The organism is Pseudoalteromonas sp. meg-B1 (genome assembly GCF_003173795.1).
Classification (GTDB): Bacteria; Pseudomonadota; Gammaproteobacteria; order Enterobacterales; family Alteromonadaceae; genus Pseudoalteromonas; species Pseudoalteromonas undina.
The window spans coordinates 13,874-30,916 of record NZ_QGQU01000003.1 but is presented as its reverse complement, the minus strand read 5'-3'; the positions used below and the strand labels follow the sequence as shown (position 1 = coordinate 30,916).

Here is a 17,043-nt window from a genome sequence, read left to right as displayed (position 1 = left end):
AAGCAAAACCCACTAGCAAATAGCAAGTATTAGGCGTTAGTGCGCATAAATCAGTGAGGCACTAGTAAATAATCAATAATTATCTACAATTTTTTCTACTTTGGGTATATGTTTAGTACTGCTAAGCTTTGAAATAATTAATAATATAAGACTTGCTGTAAAGTGTAGGTCATTAAGCAAAGGGATATTTTATGTCTACAGAAAATGCCTTACTCACAATTTTGGTTGACAGAATTAACAACGACACACTGGTGTTACCTACGTTACCAGAGGTAGCGATTAAGGTTCGTCAAGCCGCTGACAACCCAGATGTAAATTTGATGCAAATGTCAGATGCAATAGCACATGACCCAGCACTGTCTGCGCGAATGATTAAAGTAGCAAATAGTGCCATTATGGGTCGTGCTGTAAAGGTGTCTAACTTACATCAAGCAGTGACACGTATTGGCTTAAGGCAAATAAAAAATATAGCTACAGCCATGGCAATGGAGCAGCTGTTTGTATCTAATAATGAGCTAATAAAGGGATACATGGGCAAGGCGTGGCAAAAAACGCTGCATGTGGCCTCGCATTCTATTTCATTGATGGAGTTTTACTTAAAAAGAAATACTCACACTTCGCTTAACCGTGATGCCATTACACTAGCTTCATTGGTTTATAATATTGGGGTATTACCGATTTTAACTGAAGCTGAGCGACATCCAGAAGTGTTTGCCAATCCGAGTTTTTTAGCGCATGCAATTCAGCGTTTAAGCGGTAAAATTGGTGGCTCAATAATGAAAGCATGGGAATTCCCTGATGTGTTTGTAGAGGTTGCACAGCACTGGGCTGATGTTAACTATCGCTCTACTGAAGTGAGTTATATCGACTTTATTCGCATTGGTGCAATCCTTGAGGGAACCCTACAAGTATCAGATAAATCTGCGGCGTTACAAACCTATATTGATAAAGGCATTTTTCCTTCATTAGAAATGTTAGAGAGTGAGGAATACTTGCATATGGTTGAAGACGTAAAAGAAATGTTTAGCTAAATTTTTGAACAATAAAAAGCACGATTAGTATCGTGCTTTTTTATTTGTTTAATAAAGCTTTTACGCTAAATCGTCTGCATCACCTAAGCCTTGAGTAAGCTCTTCAAGAAGCAGTTTTATTTCCTCAGATGCAAGAATAAAGTCAGCGTCTAGTTTAACCGCCATATCTTCTTTAGGAATATCGGCATTTTCTTCTTTAAGTGTTTCGCTATAGCTTAAACGTTTAATTGAACCATCGTTTTGTAGCATAAACTTAACGCGTTCTTGCCAATCCAAGGCAAGCTTAGTTACGCGTTTACCACTTTCAAGGTGCGATTTTACTTCGTCACACGCTAAGTCATGGCCTTTAAGCTTAACTTGGGCTCCACTGTCATCCGCTTCTTCAAGCTCAGCATCAGAGCCTATAGCGAAGCCCTCTGGAGTACTAAAATTAGTAAGCCAGTCAGTTAAAAATACATCTAAATCATAGTTAGCAAACGCAGGAACAACCGGTAATGTGCCTAACGATTTACGTAGTAACGCCAGAAGCTCTTCAGCTTTATTAAAGCTTGCGCTATTAACTACAACCCAACCATTTTCCTGGTCTATGAACGCAAACTGTAGGCTCGACTTTTTAAATGCTTGTGGCAGTAGCGTGTGCAAGATGTTTTCTTTTAATTCATCTTTTTCTTTTTTCTTTACTGGTCGATTTTCTTCAGCTTCAATCTGATCAACCTTCTCTGCAACAAGCTCATTTATTACAGATGCCGGTAACACTTTCTCTTCACGCTTGGCGCAGACTAAAATGCTTTTTTGTGAAAAGTGAGACAAAGTTTCACCATGTTTACCAAATGCTTTTGTCCAGCCAAATGTTGCCAACTCTTGACCAGTACATGGACGAAATAGATCTTGTTCTAACGCCTTGTCAAAGTCTTCTTGAGTGTACGAAACGTCTTGTTTAAAGCGATAGCATATAAGGTTACTAAACCACATAGGGAAATGATCCATTTTAAAAATTTGTGCAATCATAGCAATAAAAGCCGCTTCTAGAAACGGCTAATCGAGTTTAAAAAGTGGCAGGGGGGATGACATATTTTTAGGGAACGAAATTCGGTAATGTAACCCTTGGTTAGGTTCGCTACTGACTTCAATTTTGCCATTGAGTGTTTGTTTTACAAGGTTAAAAATAATGTGAGCACCTAAGCCGCTGCCACCTTCATCACGCTTTGTGGTGAAGAATGGGTCAAATAAACGCTTAAGTTGAGCTGGTTTTAAACCGATACCATTATCTTGATAATTAATAACTAAGTCGTTTTCATCGGTATTTACATCTATGGTGATTTGACCACTATTTATATTTTCAAAGCCATGCACTAATGAATTCATAATTAAGTTAGTAAATATTTGGCTGATCACCCCAGCAGGTAAATTAATAATTAAATCATCCGGGCAGTGCAGGCGAATACTGTGGGATGTTTTTTTAATTTGCGGATGTAAAGAACGTATAACTTCATTGATGTAATCTTTAAAGTTAATGGTTCTTAGCGCCTCACTGGCTTGATCAACTGCAATTTGTTTAAAGCTGGTGATTAAGTCTGAGGCACGCTCTAAATTGTGAGAGAGTAGCTGAGCGCTTTGTGCTGCATCATTAATAAAGCCTTCCAGTGCCGAGGAAGATAGTGATTTATTTTTAAATGCAGTTTCTATTTCAGTTAAGCGCTCTTGCAAAAATGAGGTCGCGGTTACGCCAATACCAATAGGGGTATTAATTTCATGAGTGATACCAGCGACTAAACCACCTAATACCGCCATTTTTTCTGAGCCAACAAGTTGCTCTTGCGCAAAGCTTAGTTCATCGAGTGAGTTTTGTAGTTGGGTTTGTTTACTTAGCAGCTCTTGCTCTGTTTGCTTTCGTAGGTCAACTTCTTCTGTTAATACTGCTTTTTGGCGTTCGAGTTCATATTTTTGTTGCTGCAGATCGATCATAGCTTGGCTTAGGTTTGATGTTTTTCGCGCAACATCTTGTTCAAGCTGTAAGTTTTGTTGATCTAGTTTTTGATTACTTTCGATTAGGTCATGCTGGGTTTGTTTTAACTCTTTTTTATACTCAACAACTTTAGAGATCAAATTGTTAAAAGAGCGTTCCATTACTTTCAGTTCGTTATTTTCATCAGTGACAATTTTAACGTGCTGGCCATCGAGCTCTTCTAATTCAAGATATTCAATTTGCTCAGTGAGTTGTGTGAGCGGCTCAGTTAATAGCTTTCTAAATGCGATTAAAAACAAGATGATTAAAAAGGTGGTTTTAATCATGGCGTTGCCAATTAAAAAGTAAATAGAGAGCATGATGCGGCTAAAGATCACGTCGCGGCTAGAAAATAAAGTCACATCGCCTACCTGAGTGGCACGGCCTGAAAATTCAAAAATAAGCGGAAATGTATAGCCAAACAAGCCGGCTTTAGTATCCTCTACCATGACGTCTTCTTGGACAAGTTGCTGGCTGTAAAGGTTATGAATGTTTAGTGCACGGCCTAATTGAGAAATAATAGCGCCGTTATCATCACGGATAATAACGCCTTCAACCATAGGTATATCAAGTAATCCTTCTGCGGTTGTTGTGGTTTGCTTTATATTTAGCTCCCAAATTGCTCGGGTTAAACTTCTACCAAATGTTTTTTGCAGTGTGCCGAGCTCATCGCGTATGTAATCTTTGGTATTAACATACTCTGCGAAGATTTGTCCGCAGGTCACCACAAAAGTCAGTATAAAATAAACTGATAAAACTCGTGTGAGTAACTTTGTTGAGAGACTTTTTTGCGGCATGAGGGACTTGTATTTCCTTTAGTTATTCAGCTGTTAATGTACGCTTATAAACATTAGTTAATAAATCATTAAAAATAAACATATATTTTATTATATTGTTATTTTAGGCTCTTAAATAAGGATTCCCTCATGAACTTAACAATAAAGCGTAGTGTGTTAGCCAGCTTGTTTGTAAATTATGTAGAGTTATTTTGCTAATTTGTATTGTGCATTCATGCATTTTATTGATAACGTTAGTAAAAGATACAGTAAATAACCTGCTCGCTAGTTATGTTGGTTATACTCTTTACTTTTTGCTGACTGAGCAAGCAAATTGATTTTAGCGTGGGTTTAGGTGTTTTATATGAGTTTAATTAAATAGTCATTATGGTGCGTTTTTCTATTTTAGTCTGTGATGACTCAACCGTTGCTCGTAAACAAGTGGTCCGCTGTTTAAATGAGTGCATAGATGCCGATATTCAACAGGCAAAAAATGGTAAGGAAGCCTTGGAGCAGTTGCATCATGGGCAGTTTGATCTTCTATGCCTCGATTTAACCATGCCTGAAGTGGATGGTATTGAAGTGCTTGAGCAAGTTAAAGCAAATAAAATAGAAACTTATGTATTGGTAATTTCTGCTGACATTCAACAAAAAATGCGAGAGCGGGTAGCGCAACTTGGTGCAATTGATTTCATTCATAAACCTATTAATAAAATACAACTTAACGACGTTTTGCATAAGTTTGGCATTTATTAATAAAATTCATGATGAAAAAGACTGTTTTATCTTCTAATTTAGGGTTGACAGAATAGCCTTTGTTAAGGCAGTCTTAAGCTTATGAAAACATTTAGTCTTGTAACGACCATTATTATTACAACCACCATTCTTACTGGATAGTGGCATAGGTCGGTGCAACAAATTTAAAGGCCTGTGTTCACTTAGAACACAGGCCTTTTTTCGTTTTATGGAATGAGGAAACATAAAAAATGCGCGTTTTAAAATTTGGTGGCTCATCGCTCGCTGACTTTGCCTGCTTAGAGCAAGTAGCTGCTCTAGCTAAGGCACAATTAAAAGATGAAATGTTACTGGTGCTTTCAGCGCCTGGCGGTATGACAGATTCGCTTGTTGCGTTGGCTAGTGCCGCAGAGCAGGGGCAGGATTTCAACCCGTTGTGGGATGCACTTGTTACCCGCTGCAATGCTTTAAAAGCGGCTGTAGAGGAAAGACAAGGAACAGTTCAAAACTGGCCGGACTTTAACGAATTGAAAAATAAGCTTGATGGGGTTGCACTAATTAAGTGTTGCCCAGATAAAATCAGGGCTTTTATTATTAGCTTTGGTGAACGTGTTAGCGTATCGCTAATGCAAAGCCTACTAGCCGATCATAACGCGCATTATTTACAAGCAACAGACTGTATTGTTTCAACGGGTGGACACATAGACGCTGAAGCCGATTTAGTCGCCAGTAAAGCCCGTTTTCAAGCGGTACTAAAAGAGTCGCCAGCAACGGTTTACATTATGCCTGGCTTTACTGCAAGTAATGATAAAGGTGAGCTCACAACACTTGGTCGAAATGGCTCTGATTATTCAGCTGCGATTGCTGCAGCGTGTTTAGAGGCGCAAGTGTGCCAAATATGGACTGACGTTGATGGTGTATACAGCGCCGATCCGCGTTATATCAAAAAAGCCACTAAGGTTGATTTCCTATCTTACAAAGAGGCGATGGAGCTTTCTTATTTTGGCGCTAAAGTGTTGCACCCTAAAACTATCCTACCGTGTGCAAAAGCTGGAGTGCCATGCGAAATTAAAAACACTCATAACCCAGATGCGCAAGGCTCACTAATTAGTAACGATACGGTATCTGATGAACCAGTAAAAGCACTCTCAAGCCTACAAAACTTAGCTATGTTGACCGTTTCGGGCCCTGGTATGAAGGGCAAAGTGGGCATGGCATCGAAAGTATTTAATGCATTAGCGCATGATAACGTGTCAATCGTACTGATCACTCAATCATCATGTGAATTTAGCATCAGTTTTTGTGTTCATGAAAGTGATTTGAATCTAGCGTTGAATGCGTTGCAAGTGGCCTTTGACTTAGAGTCAAAAGCAGGCTTAATTGAGCCGGTAAATGTGCAACGTAATTTAGCAATTGTAACGCTAGTGGGCGATAACATGCGCGCACATAAAGGCTTAGCTGCTAAGTTTTTTGCATCGCTTGCTCAAGCACAAGTAAACATTGTTGCCATAGCGCAAGATTCAACTGAAAGCGCTATTTCTGCGGTTATTGATGGTGAGTTGTGTAATGACGCGGTTAAAATCTGTCATGAAAACTTTTTCACTCATGTGCCTTCAATCGATGTGTTTTTATTGGGATGTGGCTTAGTCGGTCAAGAGCTAATAAACCAGCTTGAACGTCAACAAGCATGGCTTGAAAAGCGTAATATTAAATTAAACCTATACGGTGTGGCTAATTCTCGTCAATTACACCTTGATGGTGAAGGCATTGCTTTTGATGATTGGCAACAAAAACTAACGCAATCAGAGCAAGCATTTGATTTAAAATTAGTAGAACAGTTTGTTAAGCAAAATCACTTGGTTAACCCTGTGCTAGTTGATTGTACTTCATCAGATGCCTTGGCTTCGCAATACGTCGATTTTTTAAATGCGGGTTTCCACGTTGTGGCCGCTAACAAAAAAGCGACGACTAGTTCATATACTTATTACCAAGACTTAATTGCAGCAACGCATAAAAATAACCGTAAGTTTTTATACGAAACTAACGTAGGTGCGGGTTTGCCTGTAATTGATAACTTGCAATCACTCTTTGGTGCTGGCGATGAATTACTTGAATTTAGTGGTATTTTATCTGGCTCACTTTCGTACATGTTTGGTGCTCTTGAAGATGGTTTATCACTCTCTGAAGCAACAATTAAAGCGAAAGAAAGTGGCTTTACTGAACCCGATCCTCGCGATGACTTATCGGGAACAGACGTAGCACGTAAACTACTTATCATTGCCCGCGAAGCAGGTATGAAATTGGAGCTTAGCGACATAGAAGTGGAGTCGGTATTACCACAAGGCTTCGCCCAAGGTGACAATGTTGATGAGTTTATGACAAAGCTACCAAGTCTGGATGCTGACTTTAACGACCGTATTCAAAGTGCAGCGAGTGAAGGTAAAGTACTTCGCTATGTAGGCACAATTAAAAATGGACACTGTAAAGTAGGTATTGAAGCGGTAGATTCATCACACGCATTAAGTGTAATTCGTGATGGTGAAAATGCGCTGGCTATTTTAAGCCAATACTACCAACCACGTCCGTTTGTTATCCGTGGTTATGGCGCAGGCTCTGCAGTAACTGCTGCGGGTGTATTTGCCGATATTCTTAAAACACTATCACGCTAGGGGGCGGTTATGATTGAAGTTTATGCGCCAGCCTCCATTGGTAATTTTACGGTTGGTTTTGACTCCCTCGGTGCGGCGTTAGCCCCAATTGATGGCAGCTTGCTGGGGGATGTGGTTACTATATGTGAAGCGCCTCGTGATGAGTTTATTTGTAGTGGCGAATACGCCCATAAACTCCCAAGCGATGCGAATGAAAACTTAGCGTATCAATGTTTAGTGCATTTTCGTACACATGTAGCACCGAATATGCCAGCCGTAAAATTAGAGTTGAAGAAAAACCTGCCTATAGGGTCTGGGTTAGGCTCAAGTGCTTGCTCTGTTGTTGCGGCATTTGCAGCGCTGGATAAGTTTGCTCAAACTAATTTAAGCCAAGTTGAGTTAATAGAGCTAATGGCCGATTTTGAGGGCTTGGTAAGCGGTGGACGTCATTATGACAATATCACTCCTTGTTATCTTGGTGGCTTACAATTAACCGGTGATTTAATTCCGAATAAATCAATAGCGTTACCTGTTGATGAAAACTGGTATTACGTTGCCGCATTTCCTGGCTTTTCGCTCAATACCGCAAAGGCACGCTCTGTTTTACCAAAAGAGCTAAGTATGCATGCGGGGGTTGAGTTTGCGCAGCGATTATCGGCTTTTAGCAGTTTATTACTGACTTCACGTTTTGATGAGGCGCTTTGTATTATGCAAGACAATATTGCTGAACCACATCGTGCGCCACTAATAAATGGTTTTGATCAAGCCAAACTTAGTTTGCCAGAACTCGGTGCTGAAGTGGTGAGTATTTCAGGCGCAGGGCCGACCTTGTTTAGTGTATGTAAAACGCTTGAAGCGGCAGAGCAATGCGCGCAGTGGCTAGAGGAAAATTACATCAACGAGCAAGGTTTTTGCCATATTTGTAAATTAGATAACGACGGCACGCGTCAATTAAATGTTTTATAGGATCAAGAGTCATGCAATTACATAATTTAAAAGAATATTCACAAAAAGTGTCGTTTGTTGAAGCTGTAAAAACAGGACTGGGGCGTAATCAAGGGGTGTTTTTTCCTGAGTCGTTAGCGCCATTAAGTGATGTTGATGCATTACTCGATATGGACTTTGTTACTCGCAGCGGCAAAATTTTATCGCACCTTATTGGTGACGAGCTACCAAGTGATACTGTTGCCCAGATGGTTAAGAGTGCGTTTAACTTTCCGGTTAAGCTGGTGGAAGTTGAAGACAATACCTATTGCTTAGAGTTATTCCATGGCCCAACACTGGCGTTTAAAGATTTTGGTGGCCGCTTTATGGCGGAGTGTTTAGCGCAGTTTAACCACGGCGAAAAAGTGACAATATTGACAGCAACGTCGGGTGATACCGGTGCCGCTGTCGCGCATGCTTTTTATAATAAGCCAAATATTGATGTGGTTATTTTATACCCTAAGGGCAAAATTTCACTCGCTCAGCAAAAGCTATTTACTACACTCGGTGACAATATTCATTGTTACGCGATAGAAGGCAGTTTTGATGATTGCCAAGAGTTGGTTAAAAAATCATTTTTAGATGAAGAGTTAAAAGCAAAACTTGGTTTAAATTCAGCAAATTCAATCAATATTAGCCGCTTAGTTGCGCAAGTTTGTTATTACTTTGAGGCAATAGCACAGCTGCCAAAAGAAAAGCGTGCTACAGCGCATATTTCAGTACCCAGTGGTAATTTTGGTAATGTGTGTGCGGCTATGATTGGCGCTGTTATTGGTATGCCAGTAGGTAAACTCAGTGCGACTACAAACCAAAATGATACTGTGCCACGTTATATGCTTGATAAGCAGTGGACGCCCAGCGCCACTATTGAGTCACTGTCTAATGCTATGGATGTCAGTAAACCTAATAACTGGCCGCGAGTACAAACTATGCTAGATAATAACTGGTTTAGTTATGACAATTTTTATTCTGTTAGTGTGGATGAGCAAAGCACAAAATCAGTGATGAAAAAAATTCAACAGCTTGGCTATATTGCAGAGCCTCATACCGCGATTGCCTACCAAGGGCTTGTTGAAAATAAAGCAACAGATGCTGCAGGTATCTTTTTAGCGACTGCACACCCAGCTAAATTTAAAGAAAGCGTTGAAGAAGTATTAAATACCGAAATAGCCATGCCAAAACCTCTGGCAGATGCGCTTGCAAAACCGTGTTTAGCCATTGATATGCACAATGATTACGACGATTTACGCAGCGAGCTATTTGCTAAGCTAGGTTAAAATAACACATTAAGAAAAGCGGCTCATGCCGCTTTTTTTGTTTGTTTATGTGTCGCTTTAGGCATAACGCATAAGCTAAATAAATGTAATAAATCAAATTCATTTAAAATTGTTATTAGTTTATAAAAAAATATCATCATCAAAATGCTGTGAAATAGTTTCAATCCCTGTTTAAATATCCTCAACTTAAGAGCGTAGGCAAAGAGTCGTTTTAAGCGTACAATAAAGCCTGTAAAAAATACCCATACACGTTGCCCAGGAGACCCCAATGTTAGAACGTAGCATGAATATTTCGGACTTTGATCCAGAGTTATTTGACGCGATGAGCAAAGAAACATCACGTCAAGAAGAGCACATTGAGTTAATTGCATCTGAAAACTACTGTAGCCCACGCGTACTAGAAGCGCAGGGTTCTCAACTTACTAACAAATATGCTGAAGGCTACCCGGGCAAACGTTACTACGGTGGCTGTGAGCACGTTGATGTGGTTGAGCAGTTAGCGATAGACCGCGCAAATGAATTATTTGGTACAGATTACGCAAACGTGCAACCACATGCCGGTTCACAAGCGAATGCCGCTGTTTTCCAAGCACTATTAAGCCCACTTGATACTGTTTTAGGCATGAGCCTAGCGCACGGTGGTCACTTAACACACGGCTCGCACGTAAACTTCTCAGGTAAAACATACAACGCAATTCAGTATGGCCTTAACGAAGAAACTGGCGAAATTGATTACGCACAAGTTGAAGCGTTAGCACTTGAGCACAAGCCAAAAATGATCATTGCTGGTTTTTCTGCATACTCAGGTATTGTTGATTGGGCTAAATTCCGTGAAATTGCAGACAAAGTAGGCGCATATTTATTTGTTGATATGGCGCACGTTGCAGGTTTAATTGCTGCGGGTGTTTACCCAAGCCCTGTGCCATTTGCTCACGTTGTAACAACCACAACACATAAAACATTAGCCGGCCCTCGCGGTGGTTTAATCATTTCTGCGTGTGGCGATGAAGATATTTACAAAAAGCTAAACAGCGCTGTTTTCCCAGGTGGCCAAGGTGGTCCTTTATGTCATGTTATTGCTGCTAAAGCGGTGGCATTTAAAGAAGCACTTCAACCTGAATTTAAAACATACCAAGCTCAAGTTGTTAAAAATGCTCAAGCAATGGTTGCAGTATTACAAGAGCGCGGCTACAAAGTAGTATCAGGTAAAACTGACAACCACTTATTCTTACTTGATTTAATCGATAAAGATATCACAGGTAAAGATGCAGATGCTGCCCTAGGTAATGCGAATATCACGGTTAACAAAAACTCGGTACCGAACGATCCTCGTTCACCATTTGTTACTTCTGGTTTGCGTATTGGTTCTCCGGCGATCACTCGTCGTGGCTTTAAAGAAGCAGAGTCAAAAGAGTTAGCTGGCTGGATCTGTGACGTACTAGACAACATCGAAGATGAGTCAGTACAAGCGCAAGTAAAAGAAAAAGTGAAAGCAATTTGTGCAAAATTACCTGTTTACGCTTAATCCAAGAGTAAAACAGTAATTTAGATCACAACTGCACACATTTTTGTTATGATAATGGCCGCTATAATAGCGGCCATTTTTTGTTTTTAAAACGGAAACACACAGTTATGCATTGCCCATTTTGCACCGCCAAAGATACTAAAGTTATTGATTCTCGCCTTGTCGGCGGGGGACACCAAGTACGTAGACGTCGTGAATGTAATGAATGCCACGAACGATTTACCACCTTTGAAGGGGCTGAATTAGTGATGCCACGGGTCATCAAGCAAGATGGCAGCCGCGAACCGTTCAATGAAGATAAGTTACTAAATGGCTTAACTCGCGCCCTCGAAAAACGCCCCGTAAGCACTGAGCAAGTTGACGAAGTAGTTAATATTATTAAGTCGCAGTTACGCGCCACTGGCGAACGCGAAGTGTCTAGCCATTTGGTGGGTGAGTGCATTATGGAAGCGCTTAAAAAGTTAGATAAAGTGGCCTATGTAAGATTTGCCTCAGTGTATCGCTCGTTTGAAGATATACGCGAATTTGGTGAAGAAATAGCCCGCTTAGGAGAGTAGTAATGAGCATGCAAAGTTCGTTTTCAGAGGATGATAAACGCTACATGGCTCGCGCTATTGAACTGGCAAAAAAAGGGCGCTTTACCACCACTCCTAATCCTAATGTTGGCTGCGTACTCGTAAAGAATAATAAAGTAATAGGTGAAGGGTTTCATCAGTTAGCGGGTCAAGGTCACGCTGAGGTAAACGCACTGGCTATGGCTGGCGAAAATGCCAAAGGCGCAACCGCTTATGTAACCCTAGAGCCTTGCAGTCATTATGGTCGCACACCGCCTTGCGCTGAAGGGCTAAAGGCCGCGGGTGTGAAAAAAGTGATTGCTGCTATGGTTGATAGCAACCCGCAAGTTGCAGGAAAAGGCCTTAAAATTTTAGCGGATGCAGGTATAGAAGTCGCTTACGGATTACTTGAAGAGCAAGCGCGGGCATTAAATTTAGGCTTTTTTAAACGAATGGAGCAGGGGTTGCCCTTTGTTACCTGTAAAATGGCCGCAAGTATTGATGGTAAAACAGCGCTTAAAAATGGCCAAAGTAAATGGATAACCGGGCCCGCTGCGCGCCAAGATGTGCAGCTGTATCGTGCTCAGAGCTGTGCAATTTTAACCGGTGCCGATACAGTCTTGATGGATGATGCAAAACTAAATGTACGCCCAGAAGAACTTCCGGTTTCTTTACCGACCAATTTACCACTGCGCCAACCGGTTCGCGTTATTATTGATTCCCAAAACAGACTTACCCCTGAACTTGCCTTATTTTCAATTCAAAGCGAGGTGATAATATTTACCACTCGGGTTGATAAATCGCATCAGTGGCCTCATTTTGTTAAACAGATCGAACTACCCGAAAAGAACAATAAAGTAGACTTACAAGCAGCACTGCAAAAGCTAGCGCAATTACAGTTTAATAATGTGTGGTTAGAAGCGGGAGCCACATTGGCCGGAAAAATGGCTGAACTTGATTTAATTGATGAGTTTGTTTTTTATATTGCCCCTAAGTTAATGGGTAGCGATGCAAGAAGTTTACTGAATTTCCCAGAGTTAATGAGTATGCAAAGTACCATTAATTTAACTTTTAATGAGTGTGTGCCAATTGGTGATGATTTACGTATCACAGCACTAAAAAAAGCTCATTAATCATTTTATATAAAGAGTAGCACTATGTTTACTGGAATAGTTGAAGCGACAGGTAAAATTGCGTTATTACAAAAAAAACAAGGTGATTTAGCTATTCGTATCCAAAGTAAAAACCTTGATATGAGTGATGTTAAGTTAGGTGACAGTATTGCAACCAACGGTGTATGCCTCACTGTTGTTGATAAGCATATAGATGGCTTTAGTGCTGACTTATCAAATGAAACGATTAGCTTAACAGGGTTTGCACATTACGCATTAGGGCAAACAGTTAACTTAGAAAAGGCGATGCAACCTGTATCGCGCCTCGGAGGTCATTTAGTGTCTGGTCATGTTGATGGTATTGCCACTATCACAGCAATAAATACCAATGCGCGAGCAACTGAATATTGGTTAGCCACCGACGAAAATTTAATGAAATACATTCCTTATAAAGGGTCTGTGTGTATTGATGGTATTAGCCTAACGGTCAATGCGGTTGAAGGTAATAAATTTAAACTAACGATTGTGCCACACACCAGCGGGCAAACGACCATAGCCGATTTTCAAGTCGGTACCAAAGTGAATCTAGAGGTCGACCAAATAGCACGTTATTTAGAGCGCCTTGTAAAGGGAGCTGAGCATCCTACTGGTTCAGATATTTCGATGAGCTTACTCGCTAAAGCGGGCTTTATAAAATAACGATATTGACAACTTATACGAGCAACTTATGAATTTAAACAGCGCACAAGAAATAATAGATGACATTAAAGCCGGTAAAATGGTTATTTTAATGGACGATGAAGACAGAGAAAATGAAGGCGATTTAATTATTGCTGCTGAGCACATAAGTGCAGAAGCAATTAACTTTATGGCGACTCATGGCCGTGGGTTAATTTGTTTAACCATGACCCAAGAGCGTTGCTCGCAACTTGATTTACCGCTGATGGTTAAAAATAACGGTGCAGCATTCTCGACTAACTTTACTATGTCTATTGAAGCATCAAAAGGGGTTACGACGGGGATTTCTGCAGCGGATCGTGCTCGCACTGTTCAAGCTGCCATTGCTAAAGGCGCAGTACCAAGTGATATTGTACAGCCTGGGCATATTTTCCCTATTATGGCGCAACCTGGCGGCGTATTAACGCGCGCAGGGCACACTGAAGCTGGCTGTGATTTAGCGCGTTTAGCGGGGCTTGAGCCGTCATCAGTGATTGTAGAAATTCTAAATGAAGATGGCACCATGGCGCGCCGCCCTGATTTAGAAGTATTTGCTAAGCAACATGATATTAAAATTGGCACCATTGCTGATTTAATCGAATACCGTAACTTAAATGAAACCACTATTGAGCAAGTTGCAAAATGTAAATTGCCAACTGAGCATGGCGAATTTGACTTAGTAACTTACAAAGACACCATTGACGGGCAGCTGCACTATGCATTGCTTAAAGGTGAAATAAAACAACAAGAACCAACGTTAGTGCGAGTGCACTTACAAAGTACCTTTAACGATATTTTACTCTCTGATCGTAATGCTGATCGTAGTTGGGGATTATCGCAAGCAATGGCGTATATAGCTGAGCATAATGGCGCTTTAGTCATCTTAGGTAAGCAAGAAAGCACTGACGAATTAGAAGCGACTGTTAAAGCATTCGCTGCAGCTGATGCTGGCGAGAGTGTAACGCCACGCAAATTCCAAGGTACTTCACGTACCGTAGGTGTAGGCTCGCAAATTTTGGCTGATTTAGGTATCCAAAAAATGCGTTTGATGAGTTTACCGAAAAAATATCATGCATTATCAGGCTTCCATTTAGAAGTTGTTGATTACGTAGAGCCACAATAATTACACGCTAGGCTATTATTTTATTTATGTGGTATAATGCGCAGCAATTTTTGCGCAACCGAAATCGCTTAAACTTATTTTTAGGGTTATCAAATGAAAATTATTGAAGGTAATAAATACGCTCCAGGCAAAAAGTTTGCCATTGTCATTTCTCGTTTCAATGACTTTATTGGTAGTAGCTTGCTTGCAGGTGCTATTGATGAGCTAAAACGCACTGGTGGAGTATCAGAAGATGATATTACCGTAATTTACGTACCAGGTGCGGTTGAATTACCTTTAGCAGCGAAACGCGTTGCAGCAAAAAAAGAATATGATGCAATTATCGCCTTAGGTGTAGTGATCAGAGGAGGCACGCCTCACTTTGATCTCGTCGCTGGCGAGTCAAATAAAGGGCTTGCACAAGTATCACTTGAGTATGATATCCCGGTTGCATTTGGCGTATTAACCACTGAAAGCATTGAGCAAGCAATTGAGCGCGCAGGTACCAAAATGGGTAACAAAGGCGGCGAAGCTGCTTTAGGTGCGCTTGAAATGGTTAATGTGTTAGATAAAATTTAAGTTTAAGGAATTTTTGTGAAACCAGCAGCAAGACGTAAAGCACGTATCTTAGCACTTCAAGCCGTGTATTCATGGCAATTAAGCGGCAATGCAATTGCCGATATCGAACAACAAATGTTGATCGAAAACGATGTGACTAAAATTGATGTTGAATATTTTAAAGATTTAGCGCGTGGAGTTGCAGTAAACCACAAGCAACTAGACGAAGCTGTATCGCCTCATTTAACTCGTCCATTTGATGAATTAGACGAAGTTGAACGTGCAATCTTACGTTTAAGCAGCTACGAGCTTAAATTTCGTGAAGACGTTCCTTACAAAGTGGCTATCAATGAAAGTATTGAATTAGCTAAAATGTTTGGCGCTGAAGATAGCCATAAATTTGTAAACGGTGTACTTGATAAAGCTGTAAAACAGTTACGCAAGTAATAACAACTTTAGCTGATTTTTATTATCAGATGAGTTGTTATAAATAACCGTTAAAAAGGAGAGCCGGCATAGGCCGGCTTTTTTGTGTATGAAGGAATTTGAATTAATTAATCGTTACTTTAAAGGTCGTGGCATTACTCGTCGCGATGTTAATTTAGGGATTGGAGATGACTGTGCGCTTGTCACAGTTCCAGCGAACTGTCAGCTTGCTGTAACCACAGATACCTTAGTTGCTGGGGTGCATTTTTTTCATGATATCTCCCCTCGCGCATTAGGGCATCGAGCTATTGCTGTTAATTTAAGTGATTTAGCTGCCATGGGCGCAGAGCCTACTTGGGTGTCGGTTGCACTTACCTTACCTAGTATCGATCCACAATGGATTGCTGAGCTGACTGATGGCATGCATGAAATTGCTGAGTACTTTAACGTTCAGATCATTGGTGGTGATACCACTCAAGGTCCACTTAGTATTACTATTTGTGCAAAAGGTACAGTTCCTGAAGGCACAGCATTACGTAGAAGTGGTGCAAAAGTGGGTGATTGGATTTTTGTAACCGGTCCGCTTGGTGATGCTGGGTTGGCGATTGAATCGAAAAAACAAGGCTTATCGATTGCACCTGAACACTTAAAAGATATTAATAAACGTTTAAATTTCCCCACGCCACGTGTAGCTGCTGGGCAAGCGTTACGAGGCTTGGCATCGTCGGCCATTGATATTTCCGATGGGTTACTAGCCGACTTAGGGCATGTGCTAAATTTATCACAAGTTAGTGCCACCATTAATATTGAAAATGTCCCCACCTCAGATGCCATGCAAGCGAGTCTTGATTTTGAGCAGCGACTTCCTTTTGTTCTTAACTATGGCGATGACTACGAGTTACTGTATACCGTTGCTGATAGTAACAAGAGTATGCTAGATATTAAGCTGCGCCAATACGGTGTAGAGGCAAGCTGTATCGGGCAAATAAAAAGTGGTGACGGCAATATAGAGTTATTACACCAAGGTGAGAAGTTTGCTTTTGAACATAAAGGTTTTGAGCACTTTTCCAAGGAGCAGGTTTGAATAAAAACCGATTATTTAATTTAAAACGCCCACATCAATTTTTTGGCTTGGGTTTTGGTACTGGGCTTGCACCAAAAGCACCTGGTACATTTGGCACATTGGCAGCATTACCGTTTATTTTTATTACCATGCATTTTCCGCTATGGTTACAAATTGTATTTGCAGTAGTCATAAGTATCTTTGGTATTTGGGCATGTGGAAAAACAGCCGATGACCTTCAAGTACATGATCATCCCGCAATTGTTTGGGACGAAGTTGCTGGTTACTATATTACTATGATTGGCGCAGCACTTAACTGGCAAACATTACTGGTTGGCTTTTTACTGTTTCGCTTTTTTGATATAGCAAAGCCAGGGCCGATTCGCATACTCGATAAACGTGCCCATGGTGGGTTTGGTATTATGGCCGATGATGTACTTGCAGGTATTTTTTCGCTTATTTGTTTGCAAGCATTGATAAAAGTAGGTTTACTACCCTTTTAATTTATTATTTGTTTAACTAGGTGGCAG

The 17,043-nt window shown here is 40.6% G+C and carries 16 protein-coding genes; 14 read left to right on the top strand and 2 right to left on the bottom strand.

Annotated elements, in window-relative coordinates; genetic code table 11:
- Positions 1-191 precede the first annotated feature (191 nt).
- Positions 192-1,031, top strand: a complete 840-nt coding sequence (locus tag DK924_RS11875) for an HDOD domain-containing protein (protein WP_010390918.1) — start codon at positions 192-194, stop codon at positions 1,029-1,031.
- Positions 1,032-1,091: 60 nt separating this feature from the next.
- On the opposite strand, the gene rdgC is transcribed toward DK924_RS11875, so the two are convergent.
- Both rdgC and DK924_RS11865 read right to left on the bottom strand, forming a co-directional pair.
- A complete protein-coding gene (rdgC, locus tag DK924_RS11870) occupies positions 1,092-2,003 on the bottom strand; it encodes a recombination-associated protein RdgC (RefSeq protein WP_109875483.1) in 912 nt (303 codons plus the stop codon).
- 63 nt (positions 2,004-2,066) lie between these two features.
- On the bottom strand, positions 2,067-3,833 hold the full coding sequence (locus DK924_RS11865; RefSeq protein ID WP_054202211.1) for a sensor histidine kinase: 1,767 nt from the start codon (positions 3,831-3,833) through the stop codon (positions 2,067-2,069).
- Positions 3,834-4,199: 366 nt separating this feature from the next.
- On the opposite strand from DK924_RS11865, the gene DK924_RS11860 reads away from it, so the two are divergent.
- From DK924_RS11860 to DK924_RS11800, 13 genes are all read left to right on the top strand, one after another.
- On the top strand, positions 4,200-4,568 hold the full coding sequence (locus DK924_RS11860; protein ID WP_010390921.1) for a response regulator: 369 nt from the start codon (positions 4,200-4,202) through the stop codon (positions 4,566-4,568).
- 230 nt (positions 4,569-4,798) lie between these two features.
- Entirely contained in the window at positions 4,799-7,216 is a 2,418-nt protein-coding gene (gene thrA, locus DK924_RS11855; protein WP_054202210.1) for a bifunctional aspartate kinase/homoserine dehydrogenase I, read from the top strand.
- A gap of 9 nt (positions 7,217-7,225) precedes the next feature.
- Positions 7,226-8,161, top strand: coding sequence for a homoserine kinase (thrB, locus tag DK924_RS11850; protein ID WP_008112008.1), 936 nt, complete (start codon positions 7,226-7,228; stop codon positions 8,159-8,161).
- Positions 8,162-8,172: 11 nt separating this feature from the next.
- Positions 8,173-9,456: a threonine synthase gene (gene thrC, locus DK924_RS11845; RefSeq protein ID WP_109875276.1), complete on the top strand. Its 1,284-nt coding sequence runs from the start codon at positions 8,173-8,175 to the stop codon at positions 9,454-9,456.
- A gap of 268 nt (positions 9,457-9,724) precedes the next feature.
- The gene (gene glyA / locus DK924_RS11840; RefSeq protein ID WP_008466843.1) at positions 9,725-10,981 is read left to right on the top strand and encodes a serine hydroxymethyltransferase; all 1,257 of its coding nucleotides are present in this window, start codon (positions 9,725-9,727) and stop codon (positions 10,979-10,981) included.
- Positions 10,982-11,088: 107 nt separating this feature from the next.
- Complete coding sequence (nrdR, locus tag DK924_RS11835; protein WP_010390928.1) at positions 11,089-11,538, top strand: transcriptional regulator NrdR; 450 nt, start codon at positions 11,089-11,091, stop codon at positions 11,536-11,538.
- Between the two features lie 2 nt (positions 11,539-11,540).
- Entirely contained in the window at positions 11,541-12,668 is a 1,128-nt protein-coding gene (ribD, locus tag DK924_RS11830; RefSeq protein WP_109875275.1) for a bifunctional diaminohydroxyphosphoribosylaminopyrimidine deaminase/5-amino-6-(5-phosphoribosylamino)uracil reductase RibD, read from the top strand.
- A gap of 24 nt (positions 12,669-12,692) precedes the next feature.
- Positions 12,693-13,346: a riboflavin synthase gene (locus DK924_RS11825; RefSeq protein ID WP_010390931.1), complete on the top strand. Its 654-nt coding sequence runs from the start codon at positions 12,693-12,695 to the stop codon at positions 13,344-13,346.
- A 28-nt stretch (positions 13,347-13,374) separates the two neighbouring features.
- Positions 13,375-14,487, top strand: coding sequence for a bifunctional 3,4-dihydroxy-2-butanone-4-phosphate synthase/GTP cyclohydrolase II (gene ribBA, locus DK924_RS11820; protein WP_010390933.1), 1,113 nt, complete (start codon positions 13,375-13,377; stop codon positions 14,485-14,487).
- 93 nt (positions 14,488-14,580) lie between these two features.
- Entirely contained in the window at positions 14,581-15,045 is a 465-nt protein-coding gene (gene ribE, locus DK924_RS11815) for a 6,7-dimethyl-8-ribityllumazine synthase (protein ID WP_109875274.1), read from the top strand.
- A 15-nt stretch (positions 15,046-15,060) separates the two neighbouring features.
- Positions 15,061-15,471, top strand: a complete 411-nt coding sequence (gene nusB, locus DK924_RS11810; protein ID WP_010390936.1) for a transcription antitermination factor NusB — start codon at positions 15,061-15,063, stop codon at positions 15,469-15,471.
- An 88-nt stretch (positions 15,472-15,559) separates the two neighbouring features.
- Entirely contained in the window at positions 15,560-16,534 is a 975-nt protein-coding gene (gene thiL, locus DK924_RS11805) for a thiamine-phosphate kinase (protein WP_109875273.1), read from the top strand.
- A complete protein-coding gene (locus DK924_RS11800; protein WP_008110211.1) occupies positions 16,531-17,016 on the top strand; it encodes a phosphatidylglycerophosphatase A in 486 nt (161 codons plus the stop codon). The genes thiL and DK924_RS11800 overlap by 4 nt, the downstream gene beginning before the upstream one ends.
- Positions 17,017-17,043: the final 27 nt, after the last annotated feature.